This is a genomic window from Aquimarina aggregata, assembly GCF_001632745.1.
Classification (GTDB): domain Bacteria; phylum Bacteroidota; class Bacteroidia; order Flavobacteriales; family Flavobacteriaceae; genus Aquimarina; species Aquimarina aggregata.
In genome coordinates this window covers 613,819-632,329 of record NZ_LQRT01000024.1, presented here as the reverse complement: position 1 = coordinate 632,329, position 18,511 = coordinate 613,819, and the positions used below count along the sequence as shown (strand labels likewise).

Genomic DNA, 18,511 nt, shown 5'->3' with positions numbered 1-18,511 from the left:
ATATGGAAACAAAGAAGTTCAAAAACGTATTTAAACAAGGGCCTATATCATCAGATTTTATAGGTACTTCTATTGCAAAACATCAATCTAAAACAAGTATTGGTGCTCATAATATTTTTTTAGGGCAGGTTCGCGCAGATGAGATTGAAGGTAAAATGGTAACTGCTATAGATTATACGGCTTACGAAGAAATGGCCAATCAAAAATTTCATGAAATTCGTGAAGCTACATTTGAGAAATTTGACCTTACTTGTATGCACATCTATCATAGCCTTGGTAAAGTAGAAGTCGGAGAAATTTGTCTTTTTGTTTTTGTCTCTTCACCAAGAAGAAAAGTTGTTTTTAAAGCTTTAGAATATGTTGTTGAAGCGATCAAAGCAGATGTACCCGTGTTTGGAAAAGAAATTTTCGAAGATCAAACACATCAGTGGAAACAAAACACTTAAAAATTGATACAACAACTATCTAATCACAGTATAAAATTGAAACATAAATAAGATGGTAGACATCACACAAAAAACATCAACATTAAGAATTGCAACAGCCCAAGCCATTGTAAAGGTTAGCAAACCTGAGACTATCAAAGCTATTAAAAATGGTACTGTTCCTAAAGGTGATGTTTTTGCCATGAGTAAAGCTGCTGGCTTATTAGGAGTAAAAAAAACTCCAGATTTATTACCTGATTGCCACCCATTACCCATAGAATATACTGGCATTGACTACTCGATAGAAAATCTTGAAATTACGATATTAGTAACTATAAAGACCATCTATAAAACAGGCGTAGAAGTTGAAGCAATGCACGGGGCTAGTGTTGTAGCCTTAAATATGTATGATATGCTTAAACCGATAGATAAAGGTGTAGAAATTCATCATATTAAACTTCTTACTAAAAAAGGAGGTAAGTCTGATTACAAAGACAAATTTAGAAGAGATTTAAAAGCTGCAGTTATCGTATGTTCTGATACAATTTCGGCTGGTAAAAAAGAAGATAAAGCGGGTAAAGCAATCATAGCAAAATTAGAATCTTGTGAAGTAGAAATTCAAGATTATATAATTATTCCTGATGAAGTTGAAATCATTCAAGAAAAGGCAAGAACATATCAACAACTGGGAGCAGATCTTATCATCTACACAGGAGGTACCGGTTTATCTGGACGTGATGTAACTCCAGAGGCACTACGCCCCCTTTTAGATAGAACTATTCCTGGAGTCGAAGAAGCTATACGGAAATATGGACAAGATCGTATGCCTTATGCTATGCTTTCAAGAAGTGTTGCTGGAACCATTAAGGACACTTTAGTCCTAGCTTTACCAGGTTCTACCAATGGTGCAAAAGAATCTATGGATGCTATTTTTCCAGAAATACTTCATGTATTTAGAATTTTGAAAGGAGCACGACATGACTAAATCAAATACAGGTTCACAAAGGTTTTCAAAACCTTTAGAATCTATAACAGGAGACATATTAACCGATACCTTTGGCAGAAAACACAACTATCTGCGTATCTCTCTTACCGAACGTTGTAATCTTCGTTGTACCTATTGCATGCCTGCAGAAGGAATTCAATTATCTCCTAAGGACCACATCATGACCTATGAAGAGATCTATACAATAGCTAAAGAATTTGTAGACAGAGGAGTTACAAAAATACGCTTAACTGGTGGGGAACCTTTAGTTCGTAAAGATGCAGCCTTAATCATGGAAAAATTAGCCTCACTTCCTGTTTCGCTCACCTTAACTACAAATGGTGTTATTGTAGATAAATTTATTGATCATTTTAAGAAATGTGGTATTAAGACTTTAAATGTAAGTTTAGACTCTTTAAATGCTCAAAAAAACAAAGACATTACAAGAAGATCTTATTTTGAAAAAGTATATCAAAATATTCTTTTATTAGTTAAAGAAGGGTTTTATGTAAAAGTAAATTGTGTCCTTATGAAGGGGTTTAATGATAATGAAATTATTGATTTTGTTACTATAACTAAAGACCTACCCATTCAGGTTCGTTTTATAGAGTTTATGCCTTTTGATGGTAATCGATGGAATATGGACAAACTAGTTTCCCTAGAAGAGGTTCTTTCACAAGTAAATTCAAATTTCAAAGCAGAAAATATTATTAAGTTAAAAGACGCTGTTAACGATACTACCAAAAGTTATCAAATAAAAAATCATAAAGGGACTTTTGCAATTATTAGCTCGGTTACTAATCCATTTTGTGATGGTTGCAACAGAATTCGTCTTACAGCTAATGGGCAAATAAAAAATTGCCTGTTTTCTTCTAAAGAATCCGACTTATTAACACCTTTAAGAGAAGGGAAACCTATTCACACTATAATCCAGCAAGCTATTAAGTCTAAATTAAAAATACGTAATGGCATGGATACTCTTGATAAATTTAAAGAAAGTGATGCACATCTAAATAATCGTAGCATGATTACTATTGGCGGTTAAACCACTACATTTTTACGCGTTTTTAATCTTATTTTCTTAACTATTGTAAGTATTCCTTTACTTAATGCGACAATAATAAGAAAAGGAAAAACATGAAAAAAAATATTTTTTTACTAATTTTTGTTCTTGGAACCATTTTTTATAGTACCGCTCAAAGCCTTAATGACGTTCCGACTCGACATATTGCCAAATTAACCAACGGATGGTATAAGTTTAAATCTCAAGGGGCAATTTTTGACGTAGAGGTCTTAAACGGATCCTTATCCAAAGGTATTGTTATCTGGTTTGACACTGCAAAATACTCTGGTAGTTTTGTAAACAATAAAATATCAGGAAAAGGAACGTACACATGGCCAAATGGCGACTATTATGAAGGTGCATTTAAAAACAATCAACGTCATGGTAAAGGAACTATGCATTGGGCAGACGGAACAAAATACACTGGAAAGTGGAAAAACGATAAGCAAAACGGTAAAGGAAAGTTATTTGATACTGCAGGAGCTATTGTAAAACAAGGTGTCTGGCAAGAAGATCTTTATGTTGATAATAGTAAAAAATAACTAATCTCTTAAAGTGTATTATTTTACAATACAAACAGAATTAATATTTCCGTTATAGTCATATTCTCTTACGGGATTATCTGGATCAAGTATCCATTTATCATCGACTATAAATTTATAATGATATTTGCCAGCAGATAACATTAATGTTTGCCTCCACCCTTCTTCTGTCTTGTTCATTTCACAAGTGTTTTCTGACCATTCGTTAAATGAACCAGACAGAATTACTTTTTTAGCATTTTGAAATCCATTAAGCAAAAAGTTAGAAGAACCTTGAATATCCAACACAGAATTGTATCCGTTAAATTCATTAATTACCTTTTTAGGATTCTCAGGGTCTTCCATCCATTTACCGTCGACTATAAATTTATATTGATACGTTCCTGGTCTTATATTTAGAGTTAATATCCAGCATTCTTCATTTTTGATCATACTAAACATATCTTCATCCCATTTATTAAAACTACCGCTTAAAATAACCTCTCTTGCATTATTAAATCCATTAAGCGTAAAAGTTGCATTACCATTTTTATCCGGATACGCTATATACATTTTTAAGTTATATGCGGGTAGTGCATAACCGTTTTCGAATGCTCTCGTTATATTTTTGTCTTTACGTGAAGGTTCTGCCCAGTAAGCATTATTAATTACAAATTTAAACTCCCAAGAAAATTCATCTGTAAAATCACTTAGTTTTTTTCTAAGTTCATATCTATTGGCATCAATCTTAATCATCTCCCATTTATCTTTAGACCAGCCATTAAATTCTCCTGCTACAACTACATTTTTAATATCTAGATTTTCTATTTTAATCTTTTGGCTAGCTCCTGTAGCTTTTTCATAATCTCTTTTATCAAAAACAAATACCAACATATCGCCTTCGATCTTGTACCCTTTAAAAGGATCTTTTTGGGCATATAAGAGTTCGCTCGTACAAACAAGAATTAACAAAATGCTATGTAAAATATTCTTTTTCAATATCTCAATATTGGGTAGTCTACAAAATAAAGCTTTTCTTTCTGATAATTAATGATAGTTCTTTTTTGTTGAAAAAACTCAAATCCTAGAACACCATCTAGTTTGGTTCCAAAGGCCTCGTTCATTCTATTTAAATTAGTCAAAACAGTATTCATGGGTCCAAAATAAATTGTTTTACTTAATTTTACTCGAAACAATTTTCCTGCCATTACTTCAATTTGATCAGTACTAGCTCCAGATAAAATCAATCGCTTCTTCGGATAAAAGTATTTCAATACTTTTCTACCTACTTTTTTATTAATCTGATTAAATTCTGCTGCGCTATCCAAACCAAACTTAACTTCTTGATTCCCTACAAAACCATTGAGCACGATGGTGTGATTTTTCAACTTAAAGTCAATACTATCTGTAATTTTTTCAGCATATACATTTTCATCTAATTTTTGACCAAACTTATCTACTTTAGTTAGTGTAATTTGATTAAGGTAAGTATCTATAAATACTTCATAATCTTTTAAAATACTATATCCAATAACCCCTAATAATCGTATTTTCTTGCTTTTTTCAATATGCGATAAGTTTACCGTATTATACATCTTATTCTTTAAATTAAAATTTTGAAGAATAAATTCCTTGACTTGCTGCTCAAATGTATTATCAGTAATCGAAATCACTCCAGAGGCTTCTTTTTTTCTTGAAGGGTGTTGGTATTGTAATGGAAAATGAACCTCGTTAAGGATAAGTACTTCAGACCCCGTATCAATTATAAAATCTCCTTTTTTATCAAGAATTTCTGCCTCTACAACAATTAAATTATCTACGAGTTTAAAAGGAATTCTAGCGGTATACTCATTTAAAATTTCAGCTTTAGAAAAAACAATAGTTTCATTATCCAAATAAAAACTATGTCCATTATTAAATGCAAGGCTACTCACCGCAAAAAAGCAAAAAATGATATGGAGTATACTCTTTGACATATAATGTAAGACTCCAAAACATGTCCTTTTGTTACATTTTTATACCAGTAATTGCTTAAGTCGAATATAACCATAAGATTTTGGGCTATAAATGATCAGAATGATAAATATCATAGTAATCATAACCTTTCTTATTTATTTTTAAGAATACTAAAATCGAGGACTATGAAAAATATCTTATTACCCACAGATTTTTCTGAAAACGCAAAAAATGCTATCGACTATGCTATGCATTTTTTTAAACATGAATTGTGTACTTTCTATATTCTTAACGTACAAAAAGCATCTCATTACACGTCGGATGATTTAATGGTTGCTCCTGCAAATACGTCAATACATCAATCGGTTATTAGCGATGCAAAAAAGAAACTTGATATCTTAATCAAAAAACTACAAGAACAGCATCCCCAAGAAAACTATACTTTTAAAAGTATTACCGATTATGATACCTTCACCGATGCAATAAAACAAGCGGTTCGTTCTAAAAACATTGACCTTATCATGATGGGAACAAATGGTGCTACTGGAGCTAATGAAATAGTTTTTGGTAGTAATACACTTAATGTAATTCGCAAAATAGATTGCCCTGTAATTGCAATCCCTCAAGGATATCAGTTTAAAGAACTTAAAACAGTTTTGTATACGATAGATTATAATGATTATTTTAACCAAGATGGTATCGAACCTTTATTAGATACTGTTCAAAAACATAAAGCCTCATTACGCATTCTTAAAATTAAGGAAGATGAGACGGTAACCATTGCCGATTTTGATGACAAAAAACATATGAAAGAGTTTTTTAAAGGTATCAATCATACTTTTCATTCTATTATCAACGTTCCAACAGCTTTAGCTATTGCTAGTTTTATACAAATCATGAATGTTGATATGACTGCTATGTTTATACAACGAGAAACGTTTCTAGATCGTTTCTTTAATGGTTCAGAAACGTCAAAAATAAGTTATGGCACAAGAGTTCCTCTTCTTATTATGCATACAAATTAATATCTTTAGATGGCCAACTAAAAATAGTTAGATGTTATTTTATATTGCCTTCTCTTTTTACATCCTTATAGGAGTTAGTATTGTTATTAGGTTACTATTAAATGGCATGCGCCCAACAAAAACTTTGGCCTGGTTACTAACTATTTTTACGATTCCTGTGGGTGGAATGTTTCTTTACTTAATGTTAGGCAGAAATAGAAGGAAAAATAAATTATTTCGTCTCAAACATACTTCTGAAATAAACTCATATATCAAAGAGGTACAAAAGTATCATGAATTTATTACCGATCAAGAACGAAAAGAGCATCAAAAAATAATGTCTCTTATCACTAAGAATTCATCTTTTCCACCTTCTACCGGAAATTCTTTAAGACTTTTAAAAAATGGAAACGCAACCTTTCAAGCAATATTTGAAGCCCTTGAAAAAGCAAAGCATTTTATACATTTAGAGTATTATATTTTTGAAGAAGGGAAATTATCTCAAGGTCTTTTTGAACTCTTCGAAAGAAAAATAAAGAAAGGTGTCGCCATACGCATTCTTTATGATGGTATCGGAAGCATATCCTTAAACAAAGTGTATATCAATAAACTTAAAGAAATAGGAGTAGAAATTTATAAGTTTTTACCGATTAGGTTTGGAAAATTCTTATCATCGATAAACTATAGAAATCATCGCAAAATTATCGTTATTGACGATCAGATTGCATTTACCGGTGGTATTAATGTATCGGATAAATATGTACAAGGAGATCCCAATCTAGGTGCCTGGCATGATATGCATCTTCAACTAGAGGGCCCTATTGTACATAGCTTACAAGCTATTTTTGCTATGGATTGGTATTTAGTAAGTTCTGATGACAACATTTTAAAAACTTCTTATTTTTATCCTCATAAAAATGCAATAGGATCCACAGCACAAATAGTGCACAGTGGTCCAGATTCTGATTTCTCGGCAACACAACATATGTATTTTTCTATAATTAATGAAGCTCAGGATTATGTATACATTACCAATCCATATATTATTCCTGGAGAATCTATATTAGATGCACTAAAAGTCGCATCTATGAGCGGCGTTGATATACGATTATTACTATCCAAAAAATCAGATAATGCAATTGTTAAGTGGTGTGTTCGTTCTTATTTTGAAAGATTATTACAGGCTGGAGTAAAAATTTATTTGTTCCCTGAAGGATTTGTACATAGTAAAACTATAGTATCTGATGATACGATATCATCTGTAGGAACGACGAATCTAGATATAAGAAGTTTTGAACAAAACTATGAGGTAAATGCTGTAATTTATGATGATTCTTTTGCGATTTCACTTAAAAACGATTTTTTGAATGACTGTCATAAAAGTATTCAGTTAAACTATGATACCTTTGTAAAAAGACCGTGGCATCACAAATTAAAAGAAGGTATTGCTAAAGTTTTTAGCCCTGTTTTATAATATTTGTAATGTTTTAATACATATGGAAATACCGAAAAACATAGGACTAGTACTATCAGGAGGCGGATTTAAAGGCGTTGCTCACATAGGTGTGATACGTGCTCTTGAAGAAGCTGGTATTATCCCCAATTTTGTCTCTGGCACTAGTGCAGGAGCAATTGCAGGAGCTTTATATGCAGGGGCATATTCTCCTGATGAAATCAAAAAATTCTTCACAAAAACATCCATATTTAATTTTAATCGATTTACCCGAAAAAAAGCGGGGTTTCTAGATTCTGAAAAATTTCAGGACGATCTCGAAAACTTCTTTCCTGATAATTCTTTTGAAGCCCTGGATAAGAAACTCTTTATCACCGCAACAAATCTTATCGAGGGTACCGTAAAAGTTTTTAGCAAAGGACAATTGATCAAACCGATTTTAGCATCGGCGGCATTTCCTGGAGTTTTTACACCTATCATGATCGAAGAAGAATTGTATGCCGATGGCGGAATTTTAGACAACTTTCCTATAGATCCTCTTCTTCAAAAATGTGATATGATTATTGGTGTAGACGTCTCCCCCATAAAAAAACCCAAAATTTCTGATTTTAAGCATTCCTATAACGTAATGCAGCGTGCGTATTATCTTAGAGCTATGCCTAATGCCGAAATGAAATTTAAACATTGTGATATCGTAATACAACCTAAAAAGCTCGTTAATCATGGGATTTTTAGCAGTAGTAATCTTGATAAGGTTCTTGATTTAGGATATCAAGAAGCTAAACTACAATTAGACAAATACTTTAATGCTACCTAAATAGCAAAGTCAATATTTATATGATAAAAGGTTGCAAAATTATGGTTATGTAACATAAGTCACATACAATTTACTTTTATTCAGGTTAATTTGTACCTAAATTTTATAGAATGAATTGGATTTTTGATCCATGGCCATGGTATATCTCTGGGCCATTAATTGTTTTGGTAATGTTTGCATTACTAATTACTGGGAAACAATTTGGAATGTCTTCAAATTTAAGAACCATGTGTACTATGTGTGGCGCCGGTAAAGCAGCAGATTTTTTTAGATTTGACTGGAAAGCACAACGTTGGAATTTAATTGTAGCAATAGGGACTATAATAGGTGGATACATTGGCGCTAATTTTTTAACCAAAGATGCTGCTGTTGATTTGCATCCAGAAGTGATTAGTAAACTGCAAAACCAAGGTTTTAAAAGCGCAGGAGAAGCGTATTTACCCAATGAATTATTTGCCAATGCAATTTTCTCAGATCCATCACAGTTAATTTTTCTAATTATTGGTGGATTACTAGTAGGTTTCGGGGCTCGTTATGCTGGTGGTTGTACCTCTGGCCATGCCATTTCTGGATTAAGTAATTTGCAAATACCATCACTAATTGCAGTTATTGGCTTTTTTATCGGAGGCCTACTCATGATTCATTTTATTTTTCCTTTAATTTTTTAACCATATGCGTTCAATTATATATTTATTCATCGGGATTTTTTTTGGGATTGTATTATTTAAGTCCGAAGCAGCTTCGTGGTTTAGAATTTATGAGATGTTCCAGTTTAAATCTTTTCACATGTACGGCATCATCGGTTCTGCAGTGGGTCTTGGTATTATCGTAATTCAGCTCATCAAAAAATTGAATATAAAATCGCTTGACGGGGAGGGTATAAAAATTCAACCAAAAAACAGAAGTTTTAAAAGATATATGTTCGGTGGGATCATTTTTGGATTAGGTTGGGCACTTGCAGGTGCATGTCCTGGCCCTATGTTTGTATTATTAGGCGCAGGATATTTACCTATCCTAATTGTTATTATTTCTTCTATTTTAGGTACTTTTTTATATGGTATTATAAAACATAAGTTACCCCACTAATGCAGGAATAAGTTCATGCATACTCGGTTTGTTTTGAGCCCAACAGTTAATGGTACAAAAGGTCGTATCTGCAATAGTAGTCAATGCTTCTTTAGTAGCAAAAGCCTGATGTGCTGTGAGCAATACATTAGGTAAATCGATAAGTTGTTTTAATACTGTATCATCTGGTTTGTTTTTAGAACGATCATAGAAGAAAACCCCTTGTTCATACTCATACACATCTGCGGCATAAGCTGCTATTTTTTTTGATATCAAAGCGGTGATAATATCTTTTATATCTACTATTGCACCACGTGCAATATTGACAATTATAACTTCTTTTTTCATAAGATCCATACAGCTCTTATTAATAAGGTGATATGTTTGGGTATTTAAAGGCGTGCTCAAAAAAATAATGTCGGATTGTCTGCATATGTTTTCAAGATCCATATACTTCATATCATATTGCTCGACTAACTCTTTATCCTCTTGAATGTCGTGCCCCACAATAGTGCAACCAAAGCCATATAGTATTTTGGTTAATGCTTTGCCTATTCTACCCGTACCAATGACTCCTACCGTTTTTTGATTTAGATTGGTCCCAACCAAGTTACTTAGAGAAAAGTTATACGCATTTACTTGTTGGTTAGCTTGGATCAGCTTACGTTTAATTGCTAATAATAGCGCAATCCCATGTTCTGCAATGGTAATCGGTGAATATCCCGCAGCATTAGCTACTTTAATATTTAGTTTTTGGGCAGTAGTCAAGTTGATATTGTCATACCCAGTAGATCGAAGAACAATATATTTTATATTAAAGTCTTTTAATCGTTCTAACACCATAGTTGACCCATCATCTGCGGGGGAAATACAAATAGCATCAAACCCCATAGCTAGTGCTGCCGTTTTTGATGTAAGGTGATCTGGTATATATTTTACATGATGTACCTCATTATTCGATTTTTCGAGAAAAGGAATTTCAAAATCTTTACTACTATAAGTCAATATCTTCATCTTCAAAATCTTCAATGATTAATAATCGCTGTCCTTTTAAAGCCCAAACCAATACTTTTATATAATCACCAACTGCCTTTTTAATATTTTCGGGTTCGGTGATGTCTATTGATCCTTTCCATATTAATTCTTTGTCTTTATCAGAACAAATGCAATAGAGAGACGACTCTGCATGAAAAACCTGGTATTCTTCGTAATACCCATCGTTATAATAGATTTCTTGATTTTCATAATAATCATCTCTAAAATTATTAAATGTTTTATCTAAATTTCTATATGCTTGTACCGTACTGACTTTATCTTCTATTCTTACTACTTTGGAAAGTAATATCGCATCAAATTCTTTTTCGACTAATTGTGACTCTAAAGCAAGTATATCCTCTTCTGTTCTAGGAGTACTCGTAAAGGTTTCTTCAAAAAAATCAAGGCTTCTTACTGCGTTAACTCCATTCTTACCTAGTTCTGTTACAAGTTTCTTTTCAAATACTTTTCGGTTACTATCGTTTGATGATATGCCAATGACCAGCACTTTTTGTGCTTCAAAAGTATCTATTTCTGGATTTTTCCAATTTTCGACTAACTCACTAGATGAGCAGCTATAAAAAAGTCCGATGATCATGAAAAGATATATATATCGCTTATTCATAGTATCCCTATTTACTTTATTATTTTGTTTAATCGTTCTACCAGTATGGTAGTATATTTTGGGGCTTTGGTTATTATAGATTCTCCTGATATCACATCAACATCTTTTAACACTATATTACTGCTACCTACAGTTGAAACAACAATTAGTTTATCTAACTGATCAGGGTGGTTTTTAATAAATTTCCTGAGATTAAATGGAGGACGATTATATTCCCAAGAATTAATAATTACTATAGCATCCCATTTATCAATATCTACAGTAAAAAATGTGTAGGCATCTATCACTTTAAAATAGATATCCTCATTTTGATAATGCCTTAGCATACCTAGTACCAAAGAATCTTTAAAACTACTACCCTGCGAGGCTATTAACACTTTAGTAGTTAGACTTGAATCCTTTACCTTAATTGGTATTACAGTATCCATCTCATATTTATACGCATACCAAATCCAAATGCCTATAAAACTCATTGAAACTAAAAAGACTACTATTATGGCTGTTCTTTTCATTAAAAAATCAACTTAATAATCGCTTTTGTTTATTCTCTTTCATGATCGTTTTGATCAAATTAAAAATTGTTCTTTTTAGTTCTTTATAATGATTAAAATATACATTAACCTCTTGTAATAGTACTCGATGATGTTGCTTGTATTCTTTTTCCTTTACAAGTTCATCTAGATCATCAACAAGTATTAAAAGTTCATTATGGTGATTAATTATTTTCTTTAGTAAAGGAGTTATCATCTTTTGTTTATATGCTAGTTCTTGTATGATGACTTTACTTTTTCTATAATTTTCTTTAGAAATAAGGTGTAGTGTATGCTCTTCAACAAGTTTAGTTAAAAATTGCTGCTCATCCTTGATAAACTTTAATTCTGATATCCAATGCAAAGAGGTTTCATATAATTCTTCTGGACTTTTCCATGCTACATATTTTGTGTTTGGTGCTTGCGTTTTCATCGGTTTTAGATTTTAGTTTTACAATCACAAGACATCCAATTTCATAAAGACAGAGGATAATGATGCCCCTTTTTATCCTCTGTCTTACCTATTAAAATTAATTAATCTCTATAATTTTTTTAGGTTGTTCTTTGGCCTCTTCTGTTTTTAAAAGTTTTACAGTAAGAATACCATTGGTATACTTAGCTTTTACATCCTCATTTCGGTTTATACTAGTAGGTAATTGTAACTTACGATCAAATTCATTATAGCTAAACTCTCTACGCTTATAACCGTTATCTTCTTCTATTTCCTCATTACTATTTTTTGCACAAATATGCAATACGTCGTCTTCCATGGTTACTTCAATATCATTTTTAGAAAAACCAGGAACTGCGAGTTCGATTTCAAAGGCATCTTCGTTTTCTTTTAGGTTCATTGCAGGTAGACTTCTATCTCTTACAAAAAAATCATCTGCAAAAAAATCATCGGTACCCAACCAGTTAGATGCTCGGTCATTAAACCAAGGAAATCTGTTCTTGTTAAATTTAATTAGTGACATGTTTTTACGTTTTTAATGTTATTGATTATTTTGAGTATTAAAGTTAGACATACAACAGCTTTCTTAAAATGATAAATATCAGTTTATTGCCCTCTAACAGTCTTTCTTATTTTTTTTGAGTATACCGCCAGCATAATTAAAAACTTCAGATTTCAATTTTTTAAACCTTTGATAAAACTCATCAAAATCTTGTTGTAATATCAGGTGATCTTTATAATAATAATTATCACAAGAAATAGTATCACATTCTAGCATCCCTCCTAATTCGCTTTCATGTTTTCGTATCTCTTGATGTAACTTTGAAATATCTTTTTCTAGTGTTTTCATAGTAATCTTATACTCTTGTAACCGTTCAAAAAGATTAGGAGTAGTAGGCTCAAATACATACGAGTTTAATAATTGATTGATAAACTTTACTTCGGATTCTATAAACTCTAGATTTGATTTCCAATCCAGATTATCAAGATGAAGGTTTTTAAGTTCTTTTTGAGATGCAATCGCTGTTGATTTCATTAGTATTAGTTTTAAACTGAAGAAAAATTATGTGAATTAACATTCAAAATGCGATACTAGTGAGATTACCAAACTAAGATCCTTTTGACAACTAGATCAGGCAAACGTATTATTTGTATTAAAATACTCTCGTATAAGGGCTTTTGTTTGGTTATCAGTCATACTATCTGCCCTAAGTACATCTTTTACTTTTTTACTAATATCTGCATAGTGTTCTTTAAGTTCTTTATTAAATTTTTGCCCTGTTTCTGCAGGTCCAAAAATCACAACTTTATCTGCTTCTTTTAGTAGCTGTGCTATTTTTTTAAAGTACTCTTTATGTTGTTTTTTCTCTCTTTCTAAATACTTACTATCATGAACAACATCTTGTGGACCGCCTTTAAAACGAGTTCCGGATCCTCCAGAAATTTTGAAAGTATCAATCTCTGACAGTATTGTTATCATTTCTTCTTGGTTATCGGTTACTTTGATAACATGAGCTTTTTCTTTATCTATCCAAATTCCTATATTCTTCATCTTTTTATATTTTAGTTTTTGATATCATGTAATGCTAAAACGGGAACTTTAGAGTGGTATCCTAAATTCTTAACCATCGGTTTTGAAAATATACTTCCAAAAAAACTATGCTTTCTGTTTACAAAAGTGATCATATCACTCTCTCTACTCTCTACAAAAGCACTTAATCCTCCTTTTACATCAACATTATGTAGTACATGAAAAGTGTGTTGTATGGTATCAAAGTTTTCTTCTAACAATTTCTTGTTATTTTCTTGTTCTTGGGTCAATGGTTCTCCATCTGAAACATATAATACCCGTATTGCTGCATTGCTAATTTTTGCTATTTCTATAACATGCTGTAACTCTCTTCTTTTAAAACTTGTTTTATAATCTGTGGGAAATACAATTTCTTTAGGTTCCTGATATAATGTATCTTGAGGTATTGCCATTACAGGACAGTTTCTTACTTTTTCCATGATAAGAACAGTATTGCTACCATATACTATGGTTGCTGCATCTGTATTACCTTTGGTCCCCATGATAACCATCTCGATATCTCTTTTTTCGACCAAATCCAAGATAGCGTCTAGTAATAAGCTAAATTGAGAAACCATATAAAATTTATGATTTGGATTATCATCTCTAAATGTTAGTCTTTCTAGAATTTTGCCTAATCCTTTTTCTGATTTTTCTTTTGCCTCTTCATATAATTTTTCACCTGGTTCTGGCACCATCATACTTTCTAAACCATATCCGGTAACACTAAAGGTATTTAAAACATAAAAATCACAATCTTCATTTTTATAAAGTTCTATTGCATATGTAATAGCATTCCAAGCATTTCTGGAAAAATCTGTAGGTAATAAAATTTTCTTTCTCATCTGTATGGTTTTTTAAATTGATTTATATAAAAATAAATGTATCCGCTAGAGAAAACTATGATAATTATCAGCTCATTACCGCAGGAATTACTAAAAATGGAATCGTAGCTTTAAAGCCTATTTTTTTAACTACTGCTTCACGGGTAACACTTTCTATTAAACCATGTCTGTGCTTTAACATCACTAACATATTAACATTCATTTTATCAATAAATTCATTTATGATTTCGGATTTTTTTGTGAAGTTGGATACCCAATGCATGCTATATTTATGATTGTTGAGATATCCTTTCAAAATCTTAAAATTTTCTTCTTGCTCTTGGTTTAATTTTTCATTTTCATGAATATGTATGACCCTAATTGTAGCGTCAAACAATTTGGTTATTTCTAATAGTGGTTGCAGTGCTTTATTATCGATTGTTTTAAAACCTGTTGCAAAGGCTATATCTGTAGGTTTTTGAAAATCAAAATTTACCGGAATCATTAACACAGGACAGTCTTTAATTTTTTGAATCACTTTAACTGTATTACTTCCTATAAAAACTTCTTTTAACCCGCTAGCTCCTTTGGTACCCATAACCACAAGATCAATATCTTTATTTTTGATTGTTTTATTTACAGTTTCTGTTAATTTTTTTGATACAGATATAGTCTCAAAATGATGATTAAAGTCCTCTGTATCTCTCACAATTGCATGTTTTACAGCAATTAGTTTCTCATTAGATTCTTTACTAAGTCGCTTGTATAATAACTCTCCCTTGGTTTTATCTAGTCTACTTGTTAAAACAGGAGTTTCAACATCAAAAGTGTTTAGAATAAAAAAATGACAAGCTTCATCTTGAAATAATTGAGTAGCATAAAAAAGTGCACTATATGCATTATTTGAAAAATCGGTAGGTACTAATATTCGTTTCATTATTTACTTATTTTATATCCTATATGGAAAGAAGCTAATTACTAGCTATCAAGAACCTTATGACGATTCTCATTTAAATTAATTAGAGCGTTTTAAACAGTTTTAAACCACCATATTTTTTGTAGAAAAAAAGGCTTCTGTACTTTCAAAATTAAAAGTTTCGGGTACAGCAAGAACTGGACAACATTTAATCTTTTGAATTATGTTTGATGTATTGCTTCCGATAAAAAAGCCCTTTGCACCGGTAGCTCCTTTGGTTCCCATTACAATTAGATTGATTTGCTTTTCTGCAACGATACTTTCTATTGTAGTTATTAGTTTTTGAGAGGTAGAAATAATATCAAAAGAATGTTTATAATCCTCGGTATCTCTCGTAATTGAATGAAATACTTCTATCAATTTTTCTTTTGATTCGTTTACTAACTGTTCACCTTGTTTACCCAGTAAAGTACTTTTGTCGGTATCTAAAGTATTCAAAATATAAAACAGGCACGGTTCATTTTTAAATAAGCGCGTTGCATAGTATAATGCATTATAAGCATTATCCGAAAAATCGGTAGGTACTAGTATCTTTTTCATAGTCTTAGTTTTAAATATTGAATTATAAAACTATGAGCAAATCGTTTAAAATGCTATGATAATTATCATGTATCGGCAGGAATAATCAAAAAGGGAATTGTAGTATGAAAAGTTATTTTCTTTATAACCTCTTCTCTTAATAATCGTTTTATAAAACTATGTTCATAATTGATCATCACAAGTATATCAATTTTTAAATCACTTATAAACAAATCAACCGCATTCTCAAGTGTAGAGAAATCCGGAATAACATGAAAATCATATTTCACACTCTTAAAAAAATGCTCTAGTGAACTTGAATTATAACTTTGAATACTACCTAATTCTGGTTGGTCATATATATGTATCATTCTTATAGTAGCATCATATGATTTTGATAAGTGTAGTATAGGAGCTATTTCTGATCTATGATATATTCTTTTAAAATCTGTTGCAAAACCTATTTCAGAAATCCCTTTAAAAGTATACATTTCAGGAATTACCAAAATCGGACAATTATTAACGTTCTTGATAACATTATGAGTATTGCTTCCTAGAAAAATCTCTTTAGCTCCTGTAGCACCTTTTGTACCTATTACGATCATATCAAAGTAATCTTTAGTAATTACTTCTTGAATCGCATGTGCCAAAGAACCTGGTTTAGAAATAGTAACAAAACTATGTGCTGCATCCGTCCTAGAATTTTTAATATCTTCAAGGACTGTTTTTAGTCCTTCTTGAGATTGTACTCTAACAGAATCATATAAATATCCTATCCTTTGCGAACTTATTGTTGTTGCTAATTGTACAGAACTAAGGTCATAAGCATGTAATACGTAAAACGTACAAGTAGTGCCTTTATACAATTGCATAGCATACAACACTGTATTCCACGAATTATCAGAAAAATCAGTAGGAATTAATATCCTTTTCATGAGCTCTTAGTTTTAATCATCGATTATTCCATCCTTTTTTTTGAAGGAATCACTAAAAATGGCACATTAGTATGATATGCTATTTGGTGAATAACTGGTTTAAAAAGTAAGTTTTCAAAAAAGGAATGTTTGTTATGAATCATGACCAGTAAATTGATTTTATACTTTACCTGAAAGTCTTCTATTGCTTCTAACACATCAACACCTTCTGCCAAATGAAATACATGCGCATTGCTTTTAAAGTACTCATCTAAAAACTGTTTGGTTTCTTGTTGATGTTCTTCTAATGCAACTCCGTAATATGCATTTAATATATTCATTCTACATAGGTGTCGATCACAGATTTCTTTTAAAAAAGGTAAAAAAGCATTGTCCTGTTTAACTTTATAATCTGTAGCAAATAAAACATCTTTAGGTTTTTCGTATTCAAAGCCATCAGGAACCGCTATAACAGGACATTTAGCATTTTTTATAGTGTACATTGTATGTGTTCCTATAAATATTTCTTTTGCTCCTGTTGCCCCTTTTGTTCCCATTATGATGCAGTCGATCATGTATTTATCTACTACTTCTTTAATTTCTCCGACCAAAGTATTAAGAGCTGATAATTGAATGAAATTATGTCTAGGGTTTTTGAATTCCTTTTTAATTCTTTTTTCAGTTTCTTCTATTTGTTTTTTAGAATTCATCAAGGCAATATTCTCAAAATCATAGGGTACTGGGGTTTCAACCAAGTATCCCACATTATACGAAACGGGAGTAAATGTGTTTAACAGATAAAAAGTAGTATCATCATCTCTAAACAATTGCATCGCATATCGAATGGCATTAAATGCATTTTCTGAAAAATCTGTGGGTAATAAAATACGTTTCATCTTATTAGATTTATTTCATGATTATTTTTTATCGTTCTATATTTTGAAGCACCAAAAAAGGGATTTTAATATGTAATCCTATTTTATCTATTGTTGATTGGTATAGCAGACTTTCTAGATATGATCTTCTCGAATTTATCATTACTAAAAAATCAATTCGATTTTCTTTTACAAATTGATTGATAGCAGTTGTAATATCTTTTGCTAGTATTCTATAGGCATCATGTTCAATTTCTGAAAGTGAAGCCAAAAGAAAAGCTTTGTTCTCTTCTTGGCGTAAAGAGAGTTTATCAAAATTCGAAACATATAAAAAGTGAATTTTAGACCTAAAGCTCTTGGTGAATGTATTCAATAACTTTAGTTCTCTTCTCTTAAAAGGCAGTTGATAATCTGTAGGTAATAGCACATTTTTTGGTTGCGTATATATACAACTATCAGGTATTCCTAATACTGGGCATTTTACATATTTAAGCACTTGTAATGTGTTACTGCCAAAGGTCAAATTTCGATCATTTGTTTTTCCTCTGGTTCCCATGATTAGGATATCTATATTTTCATGCTCTACAATACTATTAACCTCATCTATTAAAGTCCCAAAAACCGACATCGTCTGGTAGTTATGCTTGGGATTAGGTGAGATTTGATGTAACCTTGTAAGAACCTTAGCAAGTTCTTTATCAGAATTTTGACCAACGCTTTCCTTTACTTCTTCAAAAACATCTGGAGAAACTAATCTATTATGATCATATACCTCATCTGCATACGCATGTAGTATAAAAAAGTCGCAACGCTCATATTTAAACAGCGCTACAGCATACTGTAAAGCATTCATAGCATTTTCTGAAAAATCTGTAGGAATAACTATTTTTCTCATTCTTATCT

At 31.4% G+C, this 18,511-nt stretch carries 24 protein-coding genes; 9 read left to right on the top strand and 15 right to left on the bottom strand.

The genetic code is table 11. The features are described 5' to 3' along the window. Positions 1 to 2: 2 nt before the first annotated feature. The 4 genes from AWE51_RS18005 to AWE51_RS17990 all read left to right on the top strand — a co-directional run bounded on the left by AWE51_RS18005 (position 3) and on the right by AWE51_RS17990 (position 3,015). Positions 3 to 446, top strand: coding sequence for a molybdenum cofactor biosynthesis protein MoaE (locus AWE51_RS18005; protein ID WP_066316245.1), 444 nt, complete (start codon positions 3 to 5; stop codon positions 444 to 446). A 52-nt stretch (positions 447 to 498) separates the two neighbouring features. Continuing rightward, positions 499 to 1,410, top strand: coding sequence for a bifunctional molybdenum cofactor biosynthesis protein MoaC/MoaB (moaCB, locus tag AWE51_RS18000; RefSeq protein ID WP_066316242.1), 912 nt, complete (start codon positions 499 to 501; stop codon positions 1,408 to 1,410). Next, positions 1,403 to 2,455: a GTP 3',8-cyclase MoaA gene (moaA, locus tag AWE51_RS17995; protein WP_082832500.1), complete on the top strand. Its 1,053-nt coding sequence runs from the start codon at positions 1,403 to 1,405 to the stop codon at positions 2,453 to 2,455. Before moaCB ends, moaA begins: the two co-directional genes overlap by 8 nt. Positions 2,456 to 2,547: 92 nt before the next feature. Then, on the top strand, positions 2,548 to 3,015 hold the full coding sequence (locus tag AWE51_RS17990; protein ID WP_066316238.1) for an MORN repeat-containing protein: 468 nt from the start codon (positions 2,548 to 2,550) through the stop codon (positions 3,013 to 3,015). An 18-nt stretch (positions 3,016 to 3,033) separates the two neighbouring features. On the opposite strand, the gene AWE51_RS17985 is transcribed toward AWE51_RS17990, so the two are convergent. Together AWE51_RS17985 and AWE51_RS17980 are read right to left on the bottom strand one after the other, a co-directional pair. Then, positions 3,034 to 3,993 (bottom strand): glycogen-binding domain-containing protein, encoded by a 960-nt coding sequence (locus AWE51_RS17985; protein ID WP_066316236.1) that lies wholly within the window; start codon positions 3,991 to 3,993, stop codon positions 3,034 to 3,036. Further along, on the bottom strand, positions 3,990 to 4,928 hold the full coding sequence (locus tag AWE51_RS17980; protein ID WP_157766162.1) for a hypothetical protein: 939 nt from the start codon (positions 4,926 to 4,928) through the stop codon (positions 3,990 to 3,992). The genes AWE51_RS17985 and AWE51_RS17980 overlap by 4 nt, the downstream gene beginning before the upstream one ends. A gap of 207 nt (positions 4,929 to 5,135) precedes the next feature. On the opposite strand from AWE51_RS17980, the gene AWE51_RS17975 reads away from it, so the two are divergent. The 5 genes from AWE51_RS17975 to AWE51_RS17955 all read left to right on the top strand — a co-directional run bounded on the left by AWE51_RS17975 (position 5,136) and on the right by AWE51_RS17955 (position 9,310). Then, positions 5,136 to 5,975 carry a universal stress protein gene (locus AWE51_RS17975; protein WP_066316232.1) on the top strand — a complete coding sequence of 280 codons (840 nt, stop codon included), beginning with the start codon at positions 5,136 to 5,138 and terminating at the stop codon, positions 5,973 to 5,975. Between the two features lie 31 nt (positions 5,976 to 6,006). After that, the gene (gene cls, locus AWE51_RS17970) at positions 6,007 to 7,428 is read left to right on the top strand and encodes a cardiolipin synthase (RefSeq protein ID WP_066316230.1); all 1,422 of its coding nucleotides are present in this window, start codon (positions 6,007 to 6,009) and stop codon (positions 7,426 to 7,428) included. Between the two features lie 22 nt (positions 7,429 to 7,450). Then, on the top strand, positions 7,451 to 8,224 hold the full coding sequence (locus AWE51_RS17965) for a patatin-like phospholipase family protein (RefSeq protein ID WP_066316228.1): 774 nt from the start codon (positions 7,451 to 7,453) through the stop codon (positions 8,222 to 8,224). 110 nt (positions 8,225 to 8,334) lie between these two features. Then, on the top strand, positions 8,335 to 8,892 hold the full coding sequence (locus AWE51_RS17960) for a YeeE/YedE family protein (RefSeq protein WP_066316226.1): 558 nt from the start codon (positions 8,335 to 8,337) through the stop codon (positions 8,890 to 8,892). Positions 8,893 to 8,896: 4 nt separating this feature from the next. Further along, on the top strand, positions 8,897 to 9,310 hold the full coding sequence (locus AWE51_RS17955) for a DUF6691 family protein (RefSeq protein ID WP_066316223.1): 414 nt from the start codon (positions 8,897 to 8,899) through the stop codon (positions 9,308 to 9,310). Here the strand turns inward: AWE51_RS17955 and AWE51_RS17950 are convergent. The 13 genes from AWE51_RS17950 to AWE51_RS17890 form a co-directional block, all read right to left on the bottom strand. Further along, positions 9,299 to 10,303 carry an NAD(P)-dependent oxidoreductase gene (locus AWE51_RS17950; protein ID WP_066316219.1) on the bottom strand — a complete coding sequence of 335 codons (1,005 nt, stop codon included), beginning with the start codon at positions 10,301 to 10,303 and terminating at the stop codon, positions 9,299 to 9,301. The two genes, AWE51_RS17955 and AWE51_RS17950, sit on opposite strands and share 12 nt — an antisense overlap. Beyond that, a complete protein-coding gene (locus AWE51_RS17945; protein WP_232517405.1) occupies positions 10,284 to 10,922 on the bottom strand; it encodes a hypothetical protein in 639 nt (212 codons plus the stop codon). The genes AWE51_RS17950 and AWE51_RS17945 overlap by 20 nt, the downstream gene beginning before the upstream one ends. A 38-nt stretch (positions 10,923 to 10,960) precedes the next feature. Beyond that, on the bottom strand, positions 10,961 to 11,461 hold the full coding sequence (locus tag AWE51_RS17940; protein ID WP_066316213.1) for a hypothetical protein: 501 nt from the start codon (positions 11,459 to 11,461) through the stop codon (positions 10,961 to 10,963). A gap of 7 nt (positions 11,462 to 11,468) precedes the next feature. Next, a complete protein-coding gene (locus AWE51_RS17935) occupies positions 11,469 to 11,912 on the bottom strand; it encodes a hypothetical protein (RefSeq protein ID WP_066316211.1) in 444 nt (147 codons plus the stop codon). A 97-nt stretch (positions 11,913 to 12,009) separates the two neighbouring features. After that, positions 12,010 to 12,453, bottom strand: coding sequence for an Hsp20/alpha crystallin family protein (locus tag AWE51_RS17930; protein ID WP_066316209.1), 444 nt, complete (start codon positions 12,451 to 12,453; stop codon positions 12,010 to 12,012). A gap of 93 nt (positions 12,454 to 12,546) precedes the next feature. Continuing rightward, a complete protein-coding gene (locus AWE51_RS17925) occupies positions 12,547 to 12,966 on the bottom strand; it encodes a hypothetical protein (RefSeq protein WP_066316208.1) in 420 nt (139 codons plus the stop codon). Positions 12,967 to 13,062: 96 nt separating this feature from the next. Further along, entirely contained in the window at positions 13,063 to 13,482 is a 420-nt protein-coding gene (locus tag AWE51_RS17920; protein ID WP_066316206.1) for a hypothetical protein, read from the bottom strand. An 11-nt stretch (positions 13,483 to 13,493) separates the two neighbouring features. Then, the gene (locus AWE51_RS17915; protein WP_066316198.1) at positions 13,494 to 14,345 is read right to left on the bottom strand and encodes a universal stress protein; all 852 of its coding nucleotides are present in this window, start codon (positions 14,343 to 14,345) and stop codon (positions 13,494 to 13,496) included. A gap of 67 nt (positions 14,346 to 14,412) precedes the next feature. Continuing rightward, positions 14,413 to 15,261, bottom strand: coding sequence for a universal stress protein (locus tag AWE51_RS17910; protein ID WP_066316195.1), 849 nt, complete (start codon positions 15,259 to 15,261; stop codon positions 14,413 to 14,415). A gap of 102 nt (positions 15,262 to 15,363) precedes the next feature. Beyond that, positions 15,364 to 15,840 (bottom strand): universal stress protein, encoded by a 477-nt coding sequence (locus tag AWE51_RS17905; RefSeq protein WP_066316193.1) that lies wholly within the window; start codon positions 15,838 to 15,840, stop codon positions 15,364 to 15,366. Positions 15,841 to 15,905: 65 nt separating this feature from the next. Continuing rightward, complete coding sequence (locus AWE51_RS17900; protein ID WP_066316192.1) at positions 15,906 to 16,754, bottom strand: universal stress protein; 849 nt, start codon at positions 16,752 to 16,754, stop codon at positions 15,906 to 15,908. A gap of 23 nt (positions 16,755 to 16,777) precedes the next feature. After that, entirely contained in the window at positions 16,778 to 17,629 is an 852-nt protein-coding gene (locus tag AWE51_RS17895; protein ID WP_066316184.1) for a universal stress protein, read from the bottom strand. 28 nt (positions 17,630 to 17,657) lie between these two features. Next, positions 17,658 to 18,503, bottom strand: a complete 846-nt coding sequence (locus AWE51_RS17890) for a universal stress protein (RefSeq protein ID WP_066316181.1) — start codon at positions 18,501 to 18,503, stop codon at positions 17,658 to 17,660. Positions 18,504 to 18,511: the final 8 nt, after the last annotated feature.

Excerpts from the sequence above, each read along its gene's own strand:
- AWE51_RS18005 (WP_066316245.1), top strand. The coding sequence starts at position 3 with ATGGAAACAAAGAAGTTCAAAAACGTATTTAAACAAGGGCCTATATCA.
- moaCB (WP_066316242.1), top strand. The coding sequence starts at position 499 with ATGGTAGACATCACACAAAAAACATCAACATTAAGAATTGCAACAGCC.
- moaA (WP_082832500.1), top strand. The coding sequence starts at position 1,403 with ATGACTAAATCAAATACAGGTTCACAAAGGTTTTCAAAACCTTTAGAA.
- AWE51_RS17990 (WP_066316238.1), top strand. The coding sequence starts at position 2,548 with ATGAAAAAAAATATTTTTTTACTAATTTTTGTTCTTGGAACCATTTTT.
- AWE51_RS17975 (WP_066316232.1), top strand. The coding sequence starts at position 5,136 with ATGAAAAATATCTTATTACCCACAGATTTTTCTGAAAACGCAAAAAAT.
- cls (WP_066316230.1), top strand. The coding sequence starts at position 6,007 with ATGTTATTTTATATTGCCTTCTCTTTTTACATCCTTATAGGAGTTAGT.
- AWE51_RS17965 (WP_066316228.1), top strand. The coding sequence starts at position 7,451 with ATGGAAATACCGAAAAACATAGGACTAGTACTATCAGGAGGCGGATTT.
- AWE51_RS17960 (WP_066316226.1), top strand. The coding sequence starts at position 8,335 with ATGAATTGGATTTTTGATCCATGGCCATGGTATATCTCTGGGCCATTA.
- AWE51_RS17955 (WP_066316223.1), top strand. The coding sequence starts at position 8,897 with ATGCGTTCAATTATATATTTATTCATCGGGATTTTTTTTGGGATTGTA.
- AWE51_RS17950 (WP_066316219.1), bottom strand. The coding sequence starts at position 10,303 with ATGAAGATATTGACTTATAGTAGTAAAGATTTTGAAATTCCTTTTCTC.
- AWE51_RS17945 (WP_232517405.1), bottom strand. The coding sequence starts at position 10,922 with ATGATCATCGGACTTTTTTATAGCTGCTCATCTAGTGAGTTAGTCGAA.
- AWE51_RS17940 (WP_066316213.1), bottom strand. The coding sequence starts at position 11,461 with ATGAAAAGAACAGCCATAATAGTAGTCTTTTTAGTTTCAATGAGTTTT.
- AWE51_RS17935 (WP_066316211.1), bottom strand. The coding sequence starts at position 11,912 with ATGAAAACGCAAGCACCAAACACAAAATATGTAGCATGGAAAAGTCCA.
- AWE51_RS17930 (WP_066316209.1), bottom strand. The coding sequence starts at position 12,453 with ATGTCACTAATTAAATTTAACAAGAACAGATTTCCTTGGTTTAATGAC.
- AWE51_RS17925 (WP_066316208.1), bottom strand. The coding sequence starts at position 12,966 with ATGAAATCAACAGCGATTGCATCTCAAAAAGAACTTAAAAACCTTCAT.
- AWE51_RS17920 (WP_066316206.1), bottom strand. The coding sequence starts at position 13,482 with ATGAAGAATATAGGAATTTGGATAGATAAAGAAAAAGCTCATGTTATC.
- AWE51_RS17915 (WP_066316198.1), bottom strand. The coding sequence starts at position 14,345 with ATGAGAAAGAAAATTTTATTACCTACAGATTTTTCCAGAAATGCTTGG.
- AWE51_RS17910 (WP_066316195.1), bottom strand. The coding sequence starts at position 15,261 with ATGAAACGAATATTAGTACCTACCGATTTTTCAAATAATGCATATAGT.
- AWE51_RS17905 (WP_066316193.1), bottom strand. The coding sequence starts at position 15,840 with ATGAAAAAGATACTAGTACCTACCGATTTTTCGGATAATGCTTATAAT.
- AWE51_RS17900 (WP_066316192.1), bottom strand. The coding sequence starts at position 16,754 with ATGAAAAGGATATTAATTCCTACTGATTTTTCTGATAATTCGTGGAAT.
- AWE51_RS17895 (WP_066316184.1), bottom strand. The coding sequence starts at position 17,629 with ATGAAACGTATTTTATTACCCACAGATTTTTCAGAAAATGCATTTAAT.
- AWE51_RS17890 (WP_066316181.1), bottom strand. The coding sequence starts at position 18,503 with ATGAGAAAAATAGTTATTCCTACAGATTTTTCAGAAAATGCTATGAAT.